At 60.0% G+C, this 19,978-nt stretch carries 16 protein-coding genes; 3 read left to right on the forward strand and 13 right to left on the reverse strand.

The annotated features are described in order from the left end of the window. Positions 1–15: 15 nt before the first annotated feature. On the forward strand, positions 16–2,052 hold the full coding sequence (locus ACW55A_RS08835; protein ID WP_455808439.1) for a sensor histidine kinase: 2,037 nt from the start codon (positions 16–18) through the stop codon (positions 2,050–2,052). Positions 2,053–2,067: 15 nt separating this feature from the next. Further along, complete coding sequence (locus ACW55A_RS08840) at positions 2,068–2,646, forward strand: cob(I)yrinic acid a,c-diamide adenosyltransferase (protein WP_003363999.1); 579 nt, start codon at positions 2,068–2,070, stop codon at positions 2,644–2,646. Positions 2,647–2,918: 272 nt separating this feature from the next. Here the strand turns inward: ACW55A_RS08840 and ACW55A_RS08845 are convergent, their stop codons facing one another. The 4 genes from ACW55A_RS08845 to secA all read right to left on the reverse strand — a co-directional run bounded on the left by ACW55A_RS08845 (position 2,919) and on the right by secA (position 8,624). Further along, a complete protein-coding gene (locus ACW55A_RS08845) occupies positions 2,919–3,869 on the reverse strand; it encodes a Nudix family hydrolase (protein WP_455808438.1) in 951 nt (316 codons plus the stop codon). 2 nt (positions 3,870–3,871) lie between these two features. Further along, entirely contained in the window at positions 3,872–4,498 is a 627-nt protein-coding gene (locus ACW55A_RS08850) for a glutathione S-transferase family protein (RefSeq protein WP_058397316.1), read from the reverse strand. 57 nt (positions 4,499–4,555) lie between these two features. Next, on the reverse strand, positions 4,556–5,773 hold the full coding sequence (gene argJ, locus ACW55A_RS08855; protein ID WP_046719019.1) for a bifunctional glutamate N-acetyltransferase/amino-acid acetyltransferase ArgJ: 1,218 nt from the start codon (positions 5,771–5,773) through the stop codon (positions 4,556–4,558). 109 nt (positions 5,774–5,882) lie between these two features. Further along, on the reverse strand, positions 5,883–8,624 hold the full coding sequence (secA, locus tag ACW55A_RS08860) for a preprotein translocase subunit SecA (RefSeq protein ID WP_003431453.1): 2,742 nt from the start codon (positions 8,622–8,624) through the stop codon (positions 5,883–5,885). 305 nt (positions 8,625–8,929) lie between these two features. On the opposite strand from secA, the gene ACW55A_RS08865 reads away from it, so the two are divergent. Next, the gene (locus ACW55A_RS08865) at positions 8,930–9,385 is read left to right on the forward strand and encodes a DUF721 domain-containing protein (RefSeq protein WP_455808437.1); all 456 of its coding nucleotides are present in this window, start codon (positions 8,930–8,932) and stop codon (positions 9,383–9,385) included. Between the two features lie 104 nt (positions 9,386–9,489). On the opposite strand, the gene lpxC is transcribed toward ACW55A_RS08865, so the two are convergent. From lpxC to murD, 9 genes are all read right to left on the reverse strand, one after another. Then, the gene (lpxC, locus tag ACW55A_RS08870) at positions 9,490–10,401 is read right to left on the reverse strand and encodes a UDP-3-O-acyl-N-acetylglucosamine deacetylase (protein ID WP_003364012.1); all 912 of its coding nucleotides are present in this window, start codon (positions 10,399–10,401) and stop codon (positions 9,490–9,492) included. Between the two features lie 112 nt (positions 10,402–10,513). Beyond that, positions 10,514–11,701: a cell division protein FtsZ gene (gene ftsZ, locus ACW55A_RS08875; protein WP_002555041.1), complete on the reverse strand. Its 1,188-nt coding sequence runs from the start codon at positions 11,699–11,701 to the stop codon at positions 10,514–10,516. A 101-nt stretch (positions 11,702–11,802) separates the two neighbouring features. After that, positions 11,803–13,059, reverse strand: a complete 1,257-nt coding sequence (gene ftsA, locus ACW55A_RS08880; protein ID WP_003364017.1) for a cell division protein FtsA — start codon at positions 13,057–13,059, stop codon at positions 11,803–11,805. A 14-nt stretch (positions 13,060–13,073) separates the two neighbouring features. Beyond that, the gene (locus ACW55A_RS08885; protein ID WP_003364019.1) at positions 13,074–13,943 is read right to left on the reverse strand and encodes a cell division protein FtsQ/DivIB; all 870 of its coding nucleotides are present in this window, start codon (positions 13,941–13,943) and stop codon (positions 13,074–13,076) included. A 3-nt stretch (positions 13,944–13,946) separates the two neighbouring features. Beyond that, positions 13,947–14,906 carry a D-alanine--D-alanine ligase gene (locus ACW55A_RS08890; RefSeq protein ID WP_080479853.1) on the reverse strand — a complete coding sequence of 320 codons (960 nt, stop codon included), beginning with the start codon at positions 14,904–14,906 and terminating at the stop codon, positions 13,947–13,949. Beyond that, positions 14,903–16,363 (reverse strand): UDP-N-acetylmuramate--L-alanine ligase, encoded by a 1,461-nt coding sequence (gene murC / locus ACW55A_RS08895; protein ID WP_003431458.1) that lies wholly within the window; start codon positions 16,361–16,363, stop codon positions 14,903–14,905. The genes ACW55A_RS08890 and murC overlap by 4 nt, the downstream gene beginning before the upstream one ends. Then, positions 16,356–17,426 (reverse strand): undecaprenyldiphospho-muramoylpentapeptide beta-N-acetylglucosaminyltransferase, encoded by a 1,071-nt coding sequence (murG, locus tag ACW55A_RS08900; RefSeq protein WP_003431460.1) that lies wholly within the window; start codon positions 17,424–17,426, stop codon positions 16,356–16,358. Before murG ends, murC begins: the two co-directional genes overlap by 8 nt. Then, positions 17,416–18,630, reverse strand: a complete 1,215-nt coding sequence (ftsW, locus tag ACW55A_RS08905; protein WP_003431463.1) for a putative lipid II flippase FtsW — start codon at positions 18,628–18,630, stop codon at positions 17,416–17,418. The genes murG and ftsW overlap by 11 nt, the downstream gene beginning before the upstream one ends. Beyond that, the gene (gene murD, locus ACW55A_RS08910) at positions 18,627–19,973 is read right to left on the reverse strand and encodes a UDP-N-acetylmuramoyl-L-alanine--D-glutamate ligase (protein ID WP_044308992.1); all 1,347 of its coding nucleotides are present in this window, start codon (positions 19,971–19,973) and stop codon (positions 18,627–18,629) included. The genes ftsW and murD overlap by 4 nt, the downstream gene beginning before the upstream one ends. Positions 19,974–19,978: the final 5 nt, after the last annotated feature.

Below are 19,978 nucleotides of genomic sequence, written 5' to 3' on the forward strand. Positions count from 1 at the left end.
ACTGCGACTTGCCCAATGCGCTTGCGCCAACGCCTGGAAAACCTGCCAGTCGGCCAGAAACTGCTGGCCGCCCTGCTGGTCCTGATGACCACCGTACTGCTGGTCGCCAACCTGACCTTCATCAGCGCGGCCTATTACATCTCTCAGGAGGCGATGGCTCCGCAGGCCCTGCAGACCATTGGCCGGCTGATTAGCAGCGCCAACCTCAACGAACGGGCCTTGTACTCGCCTGATGAGGCGCGCGCGCTGCTCAAGGAACTGAGAAGCTACGGGCCGTTACGTGCCGCAGCCCTGTATGACAACAACGGCGAGCGGCTTGAGCAGATGCATCAGGGCGAAAGCCTTGAGCTGCCCAGACACTTCAAAGACATGGACAACTGGCGCCTGACCGAATTTCGCAGTACGCAGGTCATTACCGTACCGAAGGGCGACGAGCCGCCAGGGCATCTGTTGCTGGTTGCCAGCAGCGAGCTGCCCCCAGCGTTTTACACCGGTACGCTGACTGCCAGCCTGGGCATTCTGGTGTTCAGCGTGTTGCTATGGCTGGTGGTGGCACGGCAGATTCGGCGCCTGATTACTGAACCTATTTATCAGCTTGAAGAACTGTCCCGGCAGGTGACCCGCGAAGAGAACTACGCACTCCGCGCAGAACCCGGTAACGAGGATGAAATCGGCAGCCTGGCCGAGGCGTTCAACACCATGCTGTCGCGTATCGAAGCGCGTGAACAGCAACTCAAGCGCGCGCGGGACGACTCGCAGGAAGCCTACGATCAGGCCCAAGGGCTGGCGGAGGAGACACGCCACACCAACCGCAAGCTGGAGCTGGAAGTCCAGGTGCGCAGCAAGATCGAGAAGAAGCTCACCGGCTTCCAGAACTACCTCAACAGCATCATCGACTCGATGCCGTCGGCGATGATCGCGCTGGATGAACAGCTGTACGTCACCCAGTGGAATCAGGAGGCGACGGCATTGTCCGGGACGACTCTGGACGAAGCGCTGAACCAGCCGATCTTCCTGGCCTTCGAGCCGATGCGCTCGTTTCTGCCGCAGATCAAGCACACCGTCGAGCGCCACAGCGTGACCAAGATCGAGCGCGTGACCTGGATCAAGAATGACGAGTCCCGCCACTACGCGCTGACGTTCTACCCATTGACCGGTGATGCCGGGCGCGGCGTGGTGATCCGGATCGATGACATCACCCAGCGCATATCACTGGAAGAAATGATGGTGCAGTCGGAAAAAATGTTGTCCGTCGGCGGGCTCGCAGCAGGCATGGCGCATGAGATCAACAACCCGCTGGGCGCCATTCTGCACAACGTGCAGAACATCCGCCGGCGGCTGTCCCCGGAGCTGCCGAAGAACATCGAGCAGGCCGAGGCCGACGGCGTCGATCTGGCGCAGGTCAACCATTACCTGGAAAGCCGCGAAGTGCCCAAACTGCTCGACGGCATTCAGCAGGCCGGTGCCAGGGCTGCAAAAATTGTCAGCCACATGCTCAATTTCAGCCGCCTGAGCAGTCGTCAGTTATCACCCTGCGACTTGCCTGCCTTGATCGATCAGGCCGTGGAGATCGCCAGTAACGACTTCGATCTGACCATCGGTTTCGACTTCAAGGGCCAGCACATCATCCGTCAGTTCGACCCCGAACTGGGTCCGGTGCCGTGCATTGCCAACGAGCTGGAGCAGGTGCTGCTGAACCTGCTGAAGAATGCCGCGCAGGCCATTCACCAGCGGCCGGAGAGCGAAGAGCCCGGGCGCATCACCCTGCGCACGCGCCTCAATCCGCCGTGGGCCGAGATCCAGGTCGAGGACAACGGCATCGGCATGTCGGAGAACATCCGCAAGCGTACGTTCGAGCCGTTTTTCACCACCAAGGAAATCGGCCAGGGCACCGGACTGGGCTTGTCGGTGTCCTACTTCATTGTCACCAACAACCACAAAGGCCAGATGGAGGTACATTCCTCTCTCGGCACAGGCACCTGCTTTACGCTGCGTCTACCGCTGGTGGCCAACCAGGTGAGCGTTCAGCAGCAGGTCATTTCAAAATCCTGATCAGGAATCGCATCAATGGGCTTTCGTTTGTCGAAGATTTACACGCGCACTGGCGATGCCGGTGAAACCGGTCTGGGCGATGGCCGTCGGGTCTCCAAGGATCATCCGCGCGTCGAGGCCATCGGTGAGGTCGATACGCTCAACAGCCAGCTGGGGCTATTGCTGGCAGGGTTGATCGATGAAGCTCAGCGCGTCCCGGCCCTCAAGGAAGTGATCGAAGTACTTGCACCGTGTCAGCACCGTCTGTTCGATCTGGGCGGCGAACTGGCCATGCCGACCTACAAGGCGCTGAACGAAGCCGAGGTCGAGCGACTGGAGGCCGCCATCGATGTCTGGAATGACGAACTGGGGCCACTGGAGAATTTCATTTTGCCAGGCGGTTCATCGCTGATCGCCCAAGCGCACATCTGCCGCAGCCTGGCGCGCAGTGCAGAACGTCGCTGTCAGCATCTGAATGCTGTCGAGCCGCTGGAAGGCGCAGGGCTGGCGTATATCAACAGGCTGTCGGACCTGCTGTTCGTCGCTGCTCGATTGATCGCCAGAAGACAGGGCATTGCCGAGATCCTTTGGCAGCCCGCGCCCAAGCCGGTTTGACGGGCATATCCATTACACGGAGCATCACAGAAGACACCCTCACGCCAGCGGCCTGGCGTTATGTATAGGCCTTGTGGGATTGAGCGGGCGGCGGTTCGCATCGCTCACAAAGACGTTGGTCCAGACGCCCCATTTTCAGGGGTTTTACTGGCCTCTTCGCGAGCAAGCTCACTCCCACGGCCTGCGGCCAGAATCAAGAGCAGACATGTGTATAACGCTAGTTACTCTGCGTGGGCATGCCGTTCTGGGAGCTCTGCGTCCTCTGCTGAGCGTCAGACGATCTCGTCAGGCCAGAACGCGCGAATCCCGGCCACGCCCTGTGCGCCGCTTTCCCAGGCCTGTTGACGCTCGGCAGGGCCTACGCCACCCAACAGAAAGACCGGCTTGTTGAAGCCTGCAATCAGTTGCGTTGCCTGCTGCCAGCCCAGCGGTTGCGCATCGGGGTGGGTCAGGGTTGACTGAACAGGCGACAGGGTGACGAAATCCACGCCCATCTGCTCTGCCAAAGCCAGCTCTTCTGCGTTATGGCATGACGCCGCCAGCCAACGGTTCTCAGGGAACGGACGCCCGCGACTGGCGTACTTGCGCAGTTGCTCCGCCGTCAGGTGCCAACCGGCGGACGGAAAGTCGCCCAGCCACTCCAGAGGCCCTTTGAGCATGAGCTGCGCCTTGCCGGCACACAGGCCCGCCGCATCCACGGCCAGGTCACGGTACTTCGGGTCGTAACCACCCGGCGCACGCAACTGGACCAGTTTGATGCCGCCTGCGATGGCTTTCTGCATACCGCGCAACAGCTCGATATTGTCCAGCCCCTCAGGGGTGATCAGGTACTCGCCGGGCAAACGTGCCGCCGCGACGATAGGCTGATTGGCGGCCGGAAAGTCATAATTGGCCAGCTCACGCGGGCTGGCCCAGACCAGCGGCTGCCCTTCTGCACCATGCGCCAGGCCAGTGAATGCCGAGACTTCCCAGACGTCCAGCAGCACCTGCTTGTCCGGATAGTCGTGACAAACCTTGATCAGCGGACGTGCCGCCGTCACCAGGATGCCCAGCTCTTCCTGCAGTTCACGTGCGAGCGCGTCCTGGACGGTCTCGCCCTCCTCGACCTTGCCGCCAGGAAACTCCCAGAGGCCGCCTTGATGCTGAGTGTCGGCACGTCGGGCAATCAATACGCTGCCGTCAGCGTCACGAATGACGGCGGCGGCCACATGAACTCGTTTCACGATCAGGACTCCTCCAGACCGGCCTGCTGCCAGCGTTTGAAAGCAGGCCACTGGTAAATGGTTTCGATGTACTTCAGCGCTTCTTCAGGCAACTCGACACGGTAGCTGCGCAGGCGAATGGCTACCGGGGCAAAGAACGCGTCGGCAATGCTTGGCTTGCCGAACAGAAACGGACCACTTTCGGCCGACGCAGTGCGGCATTCGGCCCACAGTTCGACGATACGGTCGATGTCGTTCTGGGTATCGACCGGGATTACTTCCAGTGCCTGATCCTGGCGCAGGTCCATCGGCATGTTCGAACGCAGACTGACAAAGCCGCTGTGCATCTGCGCGCAGGCAGAACGTGCCTGGGCACGCGCAGCGACGTCACTCGGCCACAGGCCAGCGTCCGGAAAACGTTCGACCAGGTATTCGCAAATGGCCAGCGAATCGATGATCGTTCCGTGCTCGCACTGCAACGCAGGGACCTTGCCGGTGGGTGAATACTTGAGAATGTTCGCACGGGTGTCAGGCTGGTTCAGGCGGATGACCTGATCGGTGAACGAAGCACCGGTCATTTCCAGCACCAGCCAGGGACGCAGCGACCAGGAGGAGTAGCGTTTGTCGCCGATAATCAGGTGCAGGCTCATGGTTCAGCTCCATTGAGCCCGGCGCGAAGACAGGATGCCGGCGCGCCGGGCATTGAATCAGGTGCGATATTCCGCGTTGATCTTCACGTACTCGTGAGAAAGATCGGTGGTCCAGATCGTTTCGCTGCAATTGCCGCGGCCCAGCTCGATACGGATGGTGATTTCTTCTTCGGCCATCACCGCCGAGCCCTGCTCTTCGGTGTAGGTCGTGGCGCGGCAGCCCTGGCTGGCGATGCACACGCCACTCAGGAATACGTCGATCTTGCTCACGTCCAGATCCGGCACACCGGCACGGCCGACAGCCGCCAGAATACGTCCCCAGTTCGGGTCGGAGGCGAACAGCGCGGTCTTGATCAGTGGCGAGTGGGCCACGGCATAACCGACGTCCAGGCATTCCTGATGATTGCCGCCACCGTTGACTTCAACGGTCACGAACTTGGTCGCACCTTCACCGTCACGCACGATGGCCTGAGCGACTTCCATGCACACATCGAACACGGCTTTCTTCAACGCTTCGAATAGCGGGCCTTTGGCCTCGGTGATTTCCGGCAGGTCAGCCTGACCGGTGGCGATCAGCATGCAGCAATCGTTGGTCGAGGTGTCGCCATCGATGGTGATGCGGTTGAACGACTTGTTGGCGCCGTCACGAATCAGGTCCTGAAGCACGCTCTGCGCCACTTTGGCATCGGTGGCGATGTAACCGAGCATGGTCGCCATGTTCGGTCGAATCATGCCTGCGCCCTTGCTGATGCCGGTCACAGTGACGGTCACGCCGTCATGGCTGAACTGACGGCTGGCGCCCTTGGGCAGGGTGTCGGTAGTCATGATCCCGGTCGCCGCAGCGGCCCAGTTATCCACAGACAGATCATCCAGCGCAGCCTGCAGAGCGCCTTCGATCTTTTCCACTGGCAGCGGCTCGCCGATCACGCCCGTCGAGTACGGCAGCACCGCAGAAGCATCGACGCCAGTCAGTTGCGCCAGTTTCTCGCAGGTACGCCGCGCCGCCACAAGACCTGGTTCGCCTGTGCCCGCATTGGCATTACCGGTGTTGGTCAGCAAATAACGCACGGTGCCCTGAACACGCTGTTTGGCCAGAATGACCGGCGCTGCGCAGAACGCATTCAAGGTGAATACACCGGCAACGCTGGAGCCTTCGGCACAGCGCATGACCACGACATCCTTGCGCCCCGGGCGTTTGATGCCGGCAGAAGAAATGCCAAGTTCAAAACCGGGAACCGGGTGCAACGCAGGCAAAGGACCAAGACCAACAGCCATCGGGGTGCTCCTCATGGAGTGTGGCGCCGTCCGCATCGGTACGGCGATCAATGAAAAAACGCCGCGACGGGCAAGCCGGTCGCGGCGCAGGTATTACACAGTCAAAGGCTTAGTTGATCTGGCCGTGACAGTGTTTGAATTTCTTGCCCGAACCACACCAGCACAGCTCGTTGCGGCCCAGTTTCTGGTCGTTGCGAACCGGCTCGGATGCAACGGCAACAGGCGCTTCGCCACCCTCTTCGTCGAGCAGCGGCTGCTCGATACCTGGTGCAGGCGCGTGTTCGAACTGCATGCGACTGGCCAGCTCTTCGGCTTCCTGACGCAGGCGTGCTTCTTCTTCCTCTGGATCTTCGCGGCGAACCTGAACATGCGAAAGCACACGGATAGTATCGCGCTTGATCGAATCGAGCAGTTCCTGGAACAGCGTGAAGGACTCGCGCTTGTATTCCTGCTTAGGGTTCTTCTGAGCGTAACCACGCAGGTGGATACCGTGACGCAGGTGGTCCATGGTCGACAGGTGATCTTTCCACAGGTCGTCCAGCACGCGCAGGAGGATCTGCTTCTCGAAGGAACGCAGGGCTTCGGCGCTGGCCTGGTCTTCCTTCTCGTTGTAAGCCACCAGCAGCTGCGCCATGATTTTTTCGCGCAGGCTGTCTTCGTGCAGGTTGTCGTCTTCGTCGAGCCACTGCTGGATCGGCAGTTGAACCGCGAAGTCGGTGTTGAGCGCCGATTCCAGACCGGCAACATTCCACTGCTCCGGCAGGGATTGTGGCGGAATATGCTGGCTGATCAGGTTGTTGAGCACTTCTTCACGGAAGTCGGCAATGGTCTCGCCAATGTTCTCGGCGGCCAGCAACGTGTTACGCATGTGATAAATCACTTTACGCTGTTCGTTGGCAACGTCATCGAACTCCAGCAATTGCTTGCGGATGTCGAAGTTGCGACCTTCCACCTTGCGCTGCGCTTTTTCGATGGCGTTGGTCACCATGCGATGCTCGATGGCCTCACCGGACTGCATGCCCAGCGCCTTCATGAAGTTCTTCACCCGGTCAGAGGCAAAGATGCGCATCAGGCTGTCTTCGAGCGACAGGTAGAAACGGCTGGAGCCGGTGTCGCCCTGACGGCCGGCACGACCGCGCAGCTGGTTGTCGATACGGCGCGATTCGTGGCGCTCGGAGGCGATGACGTGCAGACCGCCCGCTTCGATCACCTGCTGATGGCGTTTCTGCCAGTCAGCCTTGATCTGCGCGATCTGCTCCGGAGTCGGGTCTTCCAGATTGGCGACCTCGACTTCCCAGTTGCCGCCCAACAGGATGTCAGTACCACGACCGGCCATGTTGGTGGCAATGGTCAATGCACCCGGACGACCGGCCTGCGCAATGATTTCCGCTTCTTTCTCGTGGAACTTGGCGTTCAGAACCTTGTGCTCGATGCCTTCCTTGTTGAGCAGGCTGGACATGTGCTCGGAAGTTTCGATGGTCGCTGTACCCACCAGCACCGGACGGTTTTCTGCAAGGCAGGCCTTGATGTCGGTGACGATGGCGGCGTACTTCTCTTCCGCCGTCAGGTAGACGAGGTCGTTGAAGTCCTTGCGCGCCAAAGGCTTGTTAGGCGGGATGACCATCACGGCCAGGTTGTAGATCTGGTGGAATTCGAACGCTTCGGTGTCGGCCGTACCGGTCATGCCGGACAGCTTGTTGTACAGACGGAAGTAGTTCTGGAACGTGGTCGATGCCAGGGTCTGGCTTTCGGCCTGAATGTTCAGGTTTTCCTTGGCTTCGATAGCCTGATGCAGGCCCTCGGAGAGGCGACGACCCGGCATGGTACGGCCGGTGTGCTCGTCAACCAGCAGCACCTGACCGTCGGAAACGATGTATTCGACGTTGCGATTGAACAGCTTATGCGCCCGCAGACCGGCATAGACGTGAGTCAGCAGGCCCAGGTTATGCGCCGAATAGAGGCTCTCGCCTTCAGCCAGCAGGCCGACTTCGGTGAGCATTTCCTCGATGAACTGGTGACCGGCTTCGTTCAGCTCGACCTGACGGGTTTTCTCGTCAACGGTGAAATGACCCGGCTTGGTGACTTCGCCTTCCACTTCCTCGATATGCTGCTCGAGCTTGGGGATCAGGCGGTTGATTTCGGTGTACAGCTTGGAACTGTCTTCAGCCTGACCGGAGATGATCAGCGGCGTACGCGCTTCGTCGATCAGAATCGAGTCGACTTCGTCGATCACGGCGAAATTGAGTTCGCGCTGGAACTTGTCGTCCATGCTGAACGCCATGTTGTCGCGCAGGTAATCGAAACCGTATTCGTTGTTGGTGCCGTAAGTGATATCGGCAGCGTAGGCGGCGCGCTTCTCTTCCGGCGGCTGGAATGGCGTGACGATGCCTACGGTCAGGCCGAGGAATTCGTACAGCGGACGCATCCAGTTGGCATCGCGGCGAGCGAGGTAATCGTTCACGGTAACCACGTGAACGCCCTTGCCGGACAATGCGTTGAGGTAGACAGCCAGCGTACCGACCAGGGTTTTACCTTCACCGGTACGCATTTCCGCGATCTGACCTTCGTGCAGGGTCATGCCGCCGATCAACTGTACGTCGAAGTGGCGCATGCCCATGACACGCTTGCCCGCTTCACGAGCGACAGCAAAGGCTTCAGGGAGCAATTGATCGAGGGTCTCGCCTTTGGCTATGCGGGCCTTGAACTCTTCGGTCTTGGCGCGCAGTTGCTCGTCCGAAAGGGCCACCATTTGCTCTTCGAAGGCATTGACGATCTGTACCGTCTTGAGCATGCGTTTTACTTCACGCTCGTTCTTGCTTCCAAAAAGTTTTTTCAACAAAGGCGCAAACATATCGACAGGATCTTCCACACATAGGAATGGAGGGCGGCCCCGTGAGTCGCCCGTGCAGCCCAGATGGCCGCATGCGAACGAGCATTCTACCCGGAAACGATGGTGAGGAAAGTGGCGTTATTCCACGATGCTGGCACAGCGCTGTGACGGGGCAGGTTTACAATGGGGCCATTTTCAAGCACTTCAACCCGTTATCCGGGGAAGTTACTCATTGATTTGCATATGAAAGCACGGAAATGCCCTGAAAAGCAGCCGTCAGAACGCTTTCTGTTAAGATGTTCATCTTGTTACCCAGGCATCCCTCCATGGCCTTTCGTCCTCTGAACGCCCGCCCGCCCGCGGTTTTGCTGCGTGAAGCCAAGCCCCTGAAGGCTATATTTCGTCACGCCGAGCGACTCAGCCACTTGCAGCGCCTGCTCGAAAGCCAGTTGCAACCAGCGGCCCGGGAGCATTGTCGCGTGGCATCGTGGCGCGAAGGTATCTTGTTGCTGATCGTGACGGACGGTCACTGGGCCACACGCCTGCGCTACCAGCAGAAACGCCTGCACCGGCAAATGATGGCCTTCGACGAATTCATCAACCTGACCCGCATTGTGTTCAAGGTGCAGCCGCCTGAAGCGCCACGCGGAGCTGCCACGCACACCATCGACCTGTCGGCAGTGGCTGCCGAAAACATTCAGGCCACCGCTGAAGGCATCACCGATCCGCGCTTGCGTGCCGCACTGGAAAGACTGGCCAGCCATGCAAAGGACAGGAAGTAACCCTGCCTGATCGCCGCCAGCACTGACTTCCCCTGAAAAACCCATAAAAAAAGGCCACCCGAGGGCAGCCTTTAAAGAACAAAAGGAAAGAGAGTAAAGCTTGCTTACACGGCCGCGACAGGACGCATGTAAGAAATAGGTGCCGTACTGGCATCCTCGAAAGTCACCACTTCCCAAGCGTCTTTCTGCTCGATCAACGTGCGCAGCAGACGGTTGTTCAGTGCATGCCCCGATTTGAAACCCCGGAACTCACCAATCAGGCTGTTGCCCAGCAGGTAGAGGTCACCGATGGCGTCGAGGATTTTGTGTTTAACGAATTCGTCCTCGTAACGCAGGCCGTCTTCGTTCAGTACACCGTCCTTGTCGACCACGATGGCGTTTTCCACGCTGCCGCCGAGTGCGAGGTTGTGCTTGCGCAGGTACTCGATATCACTCATGAACCCGAAGGTCCGGGCACGGCTGACTTCCTTCACGAAGGAAGTACTGGAAAAGTCCACGCTTGCACTCTGGGTGCGGTCACGGAAGACGGGGTGATCGAAATCGATCTCGAAACTGACCTTGAACCCTTCGAAAGGCACAAAAGTAGCGCGTTTACCGCCCTCCTCGACTGTGACTTCACGCAGGATACGGATGAATTTCTTCGGCTCGTCCTGTTCTTCCAGGCCTGCCGATTGAATCAGGAATACGAAAGGGCCTGCGCTGCCGTCCATGATAGGAACTTCGGAGGCAGAGAGCTCGACGTAGGCGTTATCGATGCCAAGGCCAGCCATGGCCGAGAGCAAGTGTTCTACCGTGTCGACTTTGACATCACCATTGACCAGAGTGGTCGACAGAGTGGTGTCACCGACGTTTTCCGCACGCGCAGGGATCTGCACGACGGGGTCAAGGTCAGCTCGGCAAAACACAATGCCGGTATTCACAGGTGCGGGCTTGAGGGTCAGGTAAACCTTCTCCCCGGAGTGCAGGCCTACACCTGTGGCACGGATAATATTTTTCAGGGTGCGTTGTTTTATCATGGCATGGGCCGCTTCAGCGCAAGTTGCGAACTGGTATCAACAAAGGCTGGCGATGATAGCAGACCATGCCTTTGCTGAACACCAATCACCCTAATACCCCTGATACATTTCATCAATCGGCCTGACGACGCAGGAAAGCCGGGATGTCCAGGTAATCGAGATCATCGTTTGGATTCATCTTCGCCGCTGCTGTAGCGCCTGCGTGTGCCTGATTGCGCATCACGGTAGGACGATCCAGGTCACGGTAGTTGACCGACGGTGCTTCCTGACGGGACGCCTGCTGCGCAGGAGCCTGCTGGGTGGTCTGCAGCGTGTTGTCGATGACCTTGACAGGTTTCTCGATTTTCGCGCCCAGGCCGGTGGCAACCACGGTCACGTGCAACTCGTCACGCATGTCCGGATCGATAACGGTACCGACCTTGACCATCGCGTGCTCGGAAGCGAACGCTTCAATGATGCTACCCACGTCCGAGTACTCACCTAGAGACAGGTCAGGACCGGCAGTGATGTTGACCAGGATGCCGCGAGCGCCCTGCAGGTTGACGTCTTCGAGCAACGGGTTGCGGATCGCCGCTTCGGTCGCTTCACGTGCACGGTTAGGACCGCTAGCGCAGCCAGTGCCCATCATCGCCATGCCCATTTCGCTCATCACGGTACGCACGTCGGCGAAGTCGACGTTGATCATGCCCGGACGCTTGATGATGTCGGAGATACCGCGAACGGCACCGGCCAGTACATCGTCAGCCTTGGCGAAAGCCGACAGCAGGCTGGCGTCTTTACCGAGGATGGTCAGCAGCTTCTCGTTGGGAATGGTGATCAACGAGTCGACGCTTTCGGACAGCATGCGGATGCCTTCATCGGCGATCTGCATACGCTTGCGACCTTCGAACGGGAACGGACGGGTCACGACTGCGACCGTCAGAATGCCCATTTCCTTGGCCACTTCAGCAATGATCGGTGCTGCACCGGTACCGGTACCGCCGCCCATGCCAGTGGTGATGAAGACCATGTTGGTGCCCTGCAGAACTTCTGCAATGCGCTCACGATCTTCCAGTGCGGCCTGACGACCGACTTCAGGATTGGCGCCAGCGCCAAGGCCCTTGGTCACGCCGGTGCCCAGCTGCAGAATGGTCCGCGCGCCGATGTTTTTCAGCGCCTGAGCATCGGTGTTGGCGCAGATGAATTCCACGCCTTCGATGTTGCTCTTGACCATGTGATTGACAGCGTTGCCGCCACCACCGCCTACGCCGATAACCTTGATAACCGGGCTTTGCGGGACGTTGTCTACGAGTTCGAACATTTTCTCTCTCCTTCCGCTTTCTAGTTAGTTTTGCCTACTGCCTGCCGATACTGCTGGTGAAGCCCTGAATCTGAAGCTGTGAAACCGTTGAACGTTGAAACTTAGAAATTGCCCTGCACCCAACGCTTGATACGCTCAAGCACCGGTGCCTTGGTTTCGTCGCTGTAGCTGCTGTTGCCGACAATCCCGGACAGCGAAATGCCATCCGATTGTTTTTGCAGCCCGTACATCAACAGGCCTACGCCGGTTGAGTAGATCGGGTTGCGGACGACATCAGCGAGCCCTTTGACGCTGTGCGGTACGCCCAGGCGAACCGGCATGTGGAAGATTTCCTCGGCCAGTTCGACCGCACCTTCCATTTTCGCTGTGCCCCCGGTCAGCACGATGCCGGCCGGGATCAGGTCTTCGTAGCCGCTGCGGCGCAGTTCGGCCTGGATCAGGGTGAACAGCTCGTCGTAACGAGGCTCGACCACTTCGGCCAGGGCCTGACGCGACAGCTCGCGAGGAGGACGGTCGCCCACGCTCGGCACTTTGATGGTTTCGCCTGCACCGGCCAGCTTGGCCAGCGCACAGGCATAACGAATCTTGATTTCTTCGGCGTACTGGGTCGGAGTGCGCAACGCCATGGCGATGTCGTTGGTCACCTGATCACCCGCAATCGGGATGACCGCTGTGTGGCGAATGGCGCCTTCGGTGAAGATCGCGATGTCGGTGGTGCCGCCACCGATGTCCACCAGGCAGACACCCAGTTCTTTCTCGTCATCGGTCAGCACGGAATACGCCGAGGCCAACTGTTCGAGAATGATGTCGTCGACTTCCAGCCCGCAGCGACGTACGCACTTCTCGATGTTCTGCGCCGCGTTCACCGCACAGGTCACCACATGAACCTTGGCTTCCAGACGTACGCCGGACATGCCCAGGGGCTCACGCACGCCTTCCTGATTATCGATCACGTAATCCTGAGGCAAGGTGTGCAGCACGCGCTGGTCGGCAGGAATGGCCACCGCCTGAGCAGCATCGAGCACACGCTCCAGATCCGCAGAGCTGACTTCGCGATCACGAATCGCCACGATGCCGTGTGAGTTCAGGCTGCGAATGTGGCTGCCTGCCACACCAACAAATGCCGAGTGGATACGGCAGCCGGCCATCAACTGCGCTTCTTCGATTGCGCGCTGGATCGACTGCACGGTCGATTCGATATTCACCACCACGCCCTTCTTCAGGCCGCGGGAGGGATGGGTACCGATACCCACGATTTCCAGCGAGCCATCGGCCGCGACTTCGCCTACCAGTGCCACCACCTTGGAGGTACCGATATCCAGCCCGACGATCATTTTGCCGCTTTGCACATTTGCCATGGTCCTGCCTCTTATCAATTCTTCGCGACGGCGGGTTTTTCCGTCGCCGGCGCTGCCTGTTCGCGCCAACCGACCGCAAGGCCGTTGGAGTAACGCAAGTCGACGCGCGCGATATTCGTTATTTGGTCTTTCAGCGTTTTGTCGTAAATCGCGATGAAGCGGCGCATTTTTTCGACAAGGTGGTCGCGTCCAAGCAACAACTCGATACCCGGGCCAGCACTACCGGCACCTGTCGTCAGGAACCAGCTGCCACGCTCGCGCAGCTCCAGGCGCACGATGGAGAAGCCCAGCGGGCGCAACATCTGACTCAACACCTGATACTGCTGCATCACCTGCTGCTGGGCCCGCTGCGGGCCGAACAACTGGGGAAGATGTTCGTAATTGGACAGTTCACGCGGTGTGAAAGCCTGCCCCTGGTTATTCAACAGCGCTTCATCGCCCCAACGGGCAACCGGCAACTGCTCTTCAAGACGAATCACGACCTGATCCGGCCATACACGACGGACCTCGGCGTGCGCGATCCATGGCATCTGCTCAAGCTCGGTGCGCATGGCAGCCAGATCGATCTTGAAAAAGCTCGACGCCACATAAGGCGCAATCCGCTGCTGCACAGCCTGCTGGCTGATGTAACTCAAATCGCCCTGCACGTTGATGCGGGTGATCGGGCGGTCGGCGTACGGCAGCAGACGCTGTGCTGCCTCATAAGTACCGAAGCCCAGAACCACCAACAGCACAGGCCAGAGCAGACGCTTCAGAAAACTGAAGTTGGCCTTGGGCAGGCGCGCCGACAAGGGCTCCTTGGCCACCATACGGCTGGCGCCGCGCGGCACCGGCTTGTTGCGGCCGGGAGCAGGTGGCTGAGGACGTGTCGACGCGCCGTACATGCCTTAACCTCTCGCCTGAACGCTGTCGGCCAGAATCGCCAACACCAGTTGTTGAAAATCCAGACCTGCCGCACGGGCCGCCATAGGCACCAGACTGTGATCGGTCATGCCGGGTACAGTATTAACTTCCAGTAACCAGAACTTGCCTTGTGCGTCCTGCATGACATCCGTGCGCGCCCAGCCTGCAATGCCGATGGCATCGCAAGCACGTGCTGCAAGTTGTTTGAGTTCCTGTTCCTGCGCATCGCCAAGTCCGCACGGAATCCGATACTGGGTATCGGACGCCAGGTACTTGGCATCGTAATCATAAAAACTATGAGGAGTGCCCAGGCCGATGGGAGGCAACACCTGGCCACGCAGAGACGCCACAGTGAACTCAGGTCCCTGAATCCACTGTTCGACTAATACTTGCGAATCGTAGGTACTGGCGGCTTTCCAGGCGGCGATCAATTCATCGACGCTGCTCACCTTTGCCATACCGATACTTGAACCTTCATGGGCCGGTTTGACGATCAAAGGCAGGCCCAGTTCCGTCACGGCGCAAATACAATCACTCTCGTTTTCAAGAACGGCATGCAGCGGTGTGGCGAGGCCGAGACTCTGCCAGACCTGCTTGGTGCGCAACTTGTCCATCGCCAGGGCAGAAGCCAGTACGCCACTGCCGGTATAAGGGATTTCCAGGCATTCCAGCAGGCCTTGCATGGTGCCGTCTTCACCGCCACGTCCGTGCAGAACGATAAAGGCACGGTCGATTTTCTCGCTGACCAGTCGCTGCAGAAAGTCATCGCCCACATCGATGCCGAACGCATCCACACCAGCCTCGAGCAACGCGCCGAGCACGGCATTACCCGAGTTCAGCGAGACCGCCCGCTCGGCACTCTTGCCACCGAAGAGCACGGCGACACGGCCGAAGCTTTTCGGCTCGAGTGTCGAGCGCAGGGACGACTGGGCGACGGCTGTCATTTCAGCTTCCCTTCGGTGGGGGCCACTTTGGCACCGGCGAACAGTGGGCTTTTCAGCAGCTGTGGCGCAAGACCACCGATGTCGCCAGCGCCCTGACACAACAGGATGTCGCCGGCACGCAACAGCGGCTTGACCAGCGGCGCCAGCTCGACACCACGCTCGATGTAGATCGGGTCCAGCTGGCCACGCTGACGAATGCTGTGGCACAGGTTGCGGCTGTCCGCACCAGGAATCGGTTCTTCACCGGCCGGGTAGACTTCCATCAGCAGCAGCACATTGGCGTCCGCCAGCACCTGCACGAAATCGTCGTACAGGTCACGGGTGCGACTGAAACGGTGTGGCTGGTAGACCATCACCAGACGACGGTCAGGCCAGCCGCCACGCACAGCGTTGATAACGGCAGCGACTTCGCGCGGATGGTGACCGTAGTCATCGACCAGCATCACGTTGCCGCCGTCAACCGGCAGCTCGCCGTAGACCTGGAAGCGCCGACCGACGCCCTGGAACCCGGAAAGGCCCTGAACGATAGCCTCGTCGCTGACGCCCTCGTCGGTGGCGATGGCGATGGTCGCCAGCGAGTTGAGTACGTTGTGATTGCCGGGCATGTTCACCGACACATCCAGCGGCTCGCGGTCGCGGCGCAGTACGGTGAAGAATGTCAGCATGCCGTCCTGACGCACATTGATTGCACGTATATCGGCAGACTCGCTGAAGCCATAGGTCAGCGTCGGACGCTTGACCAGCGGCAGAATTTCACGCACCACCGGATCGTCGATGCACATCACCGCCAGCCCGTAGAACGGCAGGTTGTGCAGGAACTCGACAAAGGTCTTCTTCAGTTTGTTGAAGTCGCCTTCGTAGGTCGCCATGTGATCGGCGTCGATATTGGTGACCACAGCGACCAGAGGCTGCAGGTGCAGGAAGCTGGCGTCGCTTTCATCGGCTTCGGCGATCAGGTAGCGGCTGGTGCCCAGCTGCGCATTGGTGCCCGCCGCGTTGAGACGGCCGCCAATCACGAAGGTCGGGTCCAGGCCGCCGGCAGCGAATACCGAAGCGATCAGGCTGGTGGTGGTGGTCTTGCCGTGCGTACCGGCAACAGCGATGCCGTGGCGATAACGCATCAGCTCGGCGAGCATCTCGGCACGCGGTACGACCGGAATGCGGCGCTCCAGCGCGGTGGCCACTTCCGGGTTGGAGGTGTTGACGGCACTGGACACTACCAGCACGTCGGCACCGATGGTGTTCTCGGCACGATGGCCGATAAAAATCTGTGCGCCGAACGACTCCAGGCGCTCGGTCACGGCCGAGCCCTTCAGGTCGGAGCCCGAGACTTCGTAACCCAGGTTCAACAACACCTCGGCGATCCCGCACATGCCGACACCGCCGATACCGACGAAGTGGATACGACGGATACGGCGCATTTCAGGTTGTGGCATGGCGCGTTGATTCTCAACCATGGGCCACCTCCACACAGACGTTGACGACAGTGCTGGTTGCATCAGGCATGGCCAGGCTGCGTGCAGTGCGGGCCATGCTGTTCAATTGTTCGGGTTGCATCAAAACCTCTTTCAGGCGTGCTGCCATCTCGGCGGCGCCAGTTGTCGCTTGCGGCATGACGAAGGCTGCGCCTTCGCGAGCCAGATAGTCAGCGTTACGTGACTGATGGTCATCAATCGCGTGGGGCAGCGGTATCAGCAACGACGGCAGGCCGGCGGCGGCCAGTTCGCTGATGGTCAATGCGCCTGCGCGGCAGACCACCAGATCGGCCCAGCCATAGGCTTGGGCCATGTTCTGTATGAATGGCGCAACCTGCGCCTCGACGCCCACGTTGCGATAGCGCTCGGCGGTGACTGCGTCATGATTCTTGCCCGACTGATGAAACACTTCGGGCTGGATGTCCTGAGGCAGCTGAGACAGCGCCTCGGGCAGCAATTTGTTCAACGGCTCCGCGCCCAGGCTGCCGCCCAGTACCAGCAGACGAGCCTTGCGTCCGGCCAGGGCCTGACGCGGTGTTTCCAGAAACAGCTCGACACGCACCGGGTTGCCGGTGGTGCGACGCTTGGATGAATCCGCAAAGGTGTTCGGGAACGCTTCGCACACCCGGCTGGCGAACGAGGCCAGACTGCGGTTGGCGGTACCGGCAACGGCATTCTGCTCGTGAATGATCAACGGTACGCCTGCCAGCTTCGCCGCCAGACCGCCAGGGCCGGTGACGTAGCCACCGAAGCCGACCACGCAGACCGGTTTCACCTCACGCACAACCTTGCGTGCCTGCATCAGGGCCTTGAGCAACATGAACGGCGCCTTGAGCAGCGACAAGCGGCCCTTGCCACGCAGACCGGTAACGTTGATCAGGTGCAGCGTCAGACCGGCCTGCGGCACCAGTTCGTTTTCGATACCACGCGGCGTGCCCAGCCAATGGACCTTGTAGCCGCGTGCCTGGAACTCGCGCGCACAGGCCAGCGCCGGGAATACATGCCCGCCGGTCCCGCCTGCCATGATCAGCACGTTAGCGTCCATGGGGTGTGTCCTCGGCGAAGTCGCTTTCCTTGAACTCGGCTTCTTCACTGCCCATGTTGTTGCGCGATTCCCACTCGATGCGCAGCAGCAGCCCGAGGCTCGCGCAGCAGATCACCAGCGAGCTGCCGCCGTAGCTGAGGAACGGCAGGGTCAGCCCCTTGGTAGGCAGCAGACCGACGTTCACACCGATGTTGATCAGGAACTGACCGATCCACAGGAACGAAAGGCCGTAGGCCACATAGGCACCGAAGAACTGCTTGGCGCGCTCGGCCCACATGCCGATGTACATGCCGCGAATACTGACGAACAGGAACAGCGCGACGGTGATCAGCGAACCCACCACGCCCAGCTCTTCTGCAAGTACCGAGAACACGAAGTCGGTGTGCGCTTCCGGCAGATAGAACTGCTTCTGCACGCTGTTGCCCAGCCCGACGCCGAACCACTCGCCGCGACCGAAGGCGATCAGTGCCTGGGTCAATTGATAGCCGGAACCGAACTGGTCGGCCCACGGATCGGTAAAGTTGGTCAGACGCGCCATCCGGTAAGGTTGGGCCTGGACCAGCACCACCACAGAAGCGACCGCCAGCACCACCATCAGCGAGAAGCGGAACAGGCCGACACCGCCGAGAAACAGCATGGCTGCCGCCGAGCCCATCATTACCACGGTCGCACCGAAGTCAGGTTCCATGAGCAGCAGACCGGCCATCGGCAGCAGCACGATGAACGGCTTGAAAAAGCCCATCCAGCTTTCGCGAACTTCCTGCTGCTGACGAATCAGGTAGCCGGCAAGGAAGATCACTACGAATACCTTGGCGATTTCCGACGGCTGCACGTTGAACGCGCCGAAACCGATCCAGCGCATCGAACCGTTTACCTCACGCCCGATTCCCGGCACCAGTACCAGCAGCAACAGGCCGAACGCGCCAAGCAGCATCATCCAGCCCAGGCGTTGCCAGGTGGCGACCGGAATCATCATGGTCACGCCACAGGCACCCAGACCGATCAGCAGATAAACCAGGTGACGGGTCATCATGTACAGCGTGTTACCGGACTGTACGGCGGCAACTTCCGACGAGGCCGAGGTAATCATCACCAGGCCAAGGCCGAGCAGCGCCAGGCAGCCGACCAGCATCGGGAAGTCCAGGTCGATGCCTCGCCCACTGATCAGTGGCGATGGATAAGGCTTGATCACACCGAAGATCATGACAAGCACTCCACTGCCTGCGCGAACACACGTCCGCGCTCTTCATAATTCTTGAACATGTCCAGGCTGGCGCATGCAGGAGAAAGCAATACAGCATCGCCACGCTGAGCCAGTTTTGCGCTGTGCTCGACAGCCGCCTGGACGGTGTCGACATGCACCAGCGGGACAGCGTCGCCCAATGCCTGGGCAATAAGCTGGGCATCACGTCCGAGCAAGACCGCCGCGCGGCAATGCTCGGCGACTGGCGCGCGCAAACCACTGAAATCAGCGCCTTTGCCATCGCCGCCGGCGATCAGCACCAGCTTGCCGTCGATATCAGAGCCCAGACCTTCGATGGCAGCCAGCGCGGCACCCACGTTGGTGGCTTTGGAGTCGTTGTAGTAATGAACGCCTTCGTGCTCGCGCAGCCACTGGCAGCGATGCTCCAGACCAGTGAACTCGCGCAGGCTGGCGAGCATGGCGTCGAACGGCAGGCCGACCGCATGCCCCAGGGCCAGGGCGGCAAGCGCGTTGGACTGATTGTGCGCACCACGCACTTTCAGCTCACGTACCGGCATGAGGTTTTCAAACTGGAACGCCAGGTACTTTTCGCCGTTCTCTTCACGCAGGCCGAAACCATGGAAGTCGGGCTTGTTGAGGCCGAATGTCCAGCACGGCAGGCCTTCGCCAATCAACGGACGGGACAGCGCATCCTGACGATTGACCACCACCTGCCGCGCGCCACGGAAAATCCGGTGCTTGGCCAGGTGGTAGGCAGGCAGGCCGCTGTAACGGTCCATGTGGTCTTCACTGATATTCAGCACGGTCGCCACTTCGGCATTGAGCTGGTCAGTGGTTTCGAGCTGAAAGCTGGAAAGCTCCATCACGTACAGCTCGACGTCGTCGCTGAGCAGGTCCAGCGCCGGAGTGCCGAGATTGCCGCCCACCGCCACACGCTTTCCAGCGGCAGCAGCCATTTCGCCGACCAGTGTCGTCACGGTGCTTTTCGCATTCGAGCCGGTAATGGCAATCACCGGCGCCTTCGCGTGACGCGCGAACAGTTCGATGTCGCCCGACAGTTTGACGCCACGTGCGTGAGCCTGCTGCAGGGCCGGGGTCGCCAGGGCCAGACCGGGGCTGACGTACAGCTCATCGGCACGGCAGAGGAAATCCACGTCCAGCTCGCCACAACGCACTTCCACCTGCGGATAGTCGCGACGCAAGGTCGCCAGCTCAGGAGGATTCTCCCGCGTGTCGGCCACGGCAAAGGACACGCCCTGGTTCGCCAGGAAGCGAACCAGGGACATGCCGCTTTTGCCTAGACCCACGACAATGCGGAAGCGGTCGGAAACGATCAGGGACACTCGTT

This window comes from Plantibacter cousiniae (nom. nud.), assembly GCF_977070315.1.

Bases quoted from the DNA above. Each gene is read 5' to 3' on its own strand.
- ACW55A_RS08835 (WP_455808439.1), top strand. From the start codon at position 16: ATGCGCTTGCGCCAACGCCTGGAAAACCTGCCAGTCGGCCAGAAACTG.
- ACW55A_RS08840 (WP_003363999.1), top strand. From the start codon at position 2,068: ATGGGCTTTCGTTTGTCGAAGATTTACACGCGCACTGGCGATGCCGGT.
- ACW55A_RS08850 (WP_058397316.1), bottom strand. From the start codon at position 4,498: ATGAGCCTGCACCTGATTATCGGCGACAAACGCTACTCCTCCTGGTCG.
- argJ (WP_046719019.1), bottom strand. From the start codon at position 5,773: ATGGCTGTTGGTCTTGGTCCTTTGCCTGCGTTGCACCCGGTTCCCGGT.
- secA (WP_003431453.1), bottom strand. From the start codon at position 8,624: ATGTTTGCGCCTTTGTTGAAAAAACTTTTTGGAAGCAAGAACGAGCGT.
- ACW55A_RS08865 (WP_455808437.1), top strand. From the start codon at position 8,930: ATGGCCTTTCGTCCTCTGAACGCCCGCCCGCCCGCGGTTTTGCTGCGT.
- lpxC (WP_003364012.1), bottom strand. From the start codon at position 10,401: ATGATAAAACAACGCACCCTGAAAAATATTATCCGTGCCACAGGTGTA.
- ftsZ (WP_002555041.1), bottom strand. From the start codon at position 11,701: ATGTTCGAACTCGTAGACAACGTCCCGCAAAGCCCGGTTATCAAGGTT.
- ftsA (WP_003364017.1), bottom strand. From the start codon at position 13,059: ATGGCAAATGTGCAAAGCGGCAAAATGATCGTCGGGCTGGATATCGGT.
- ACW55A_RS08885 (WP_003364019.1), bottom strand. From the start codon at position 13,943: ATGTACGGCGCGTCGACACGTCCTCAGCCACCTGCTCCCGGCCGCAAC.
- ACW55A_RS08890 (WP_080479853.1), bottom strand. From the start codon at position 14,906: ATGACAGCCGTCGCCCAGTCGTCCCTGCGCTCGACACTCGAGCCGAAA.
- murC (WP_003431458.1), bottom strand. From the start codon at position 16,363: ATGGTTGAGAATCAACGCGCCATGCCACAACCTGAAATGCGCCGTATC.
- murG (WP_003431460.1), bottom strand. From the start codon at position 17,426: ATGGACGCTAACGTGCTGATCATGGCAGGCGGGACCGGCGGGCATGTA.
- ftsW (WP_003431463.1), bottom strand. From the start codon at position 18,630: ATGATCTTCGGTGTGATCAAGCCTTATCCATCGCCACTGATCAGTGGG.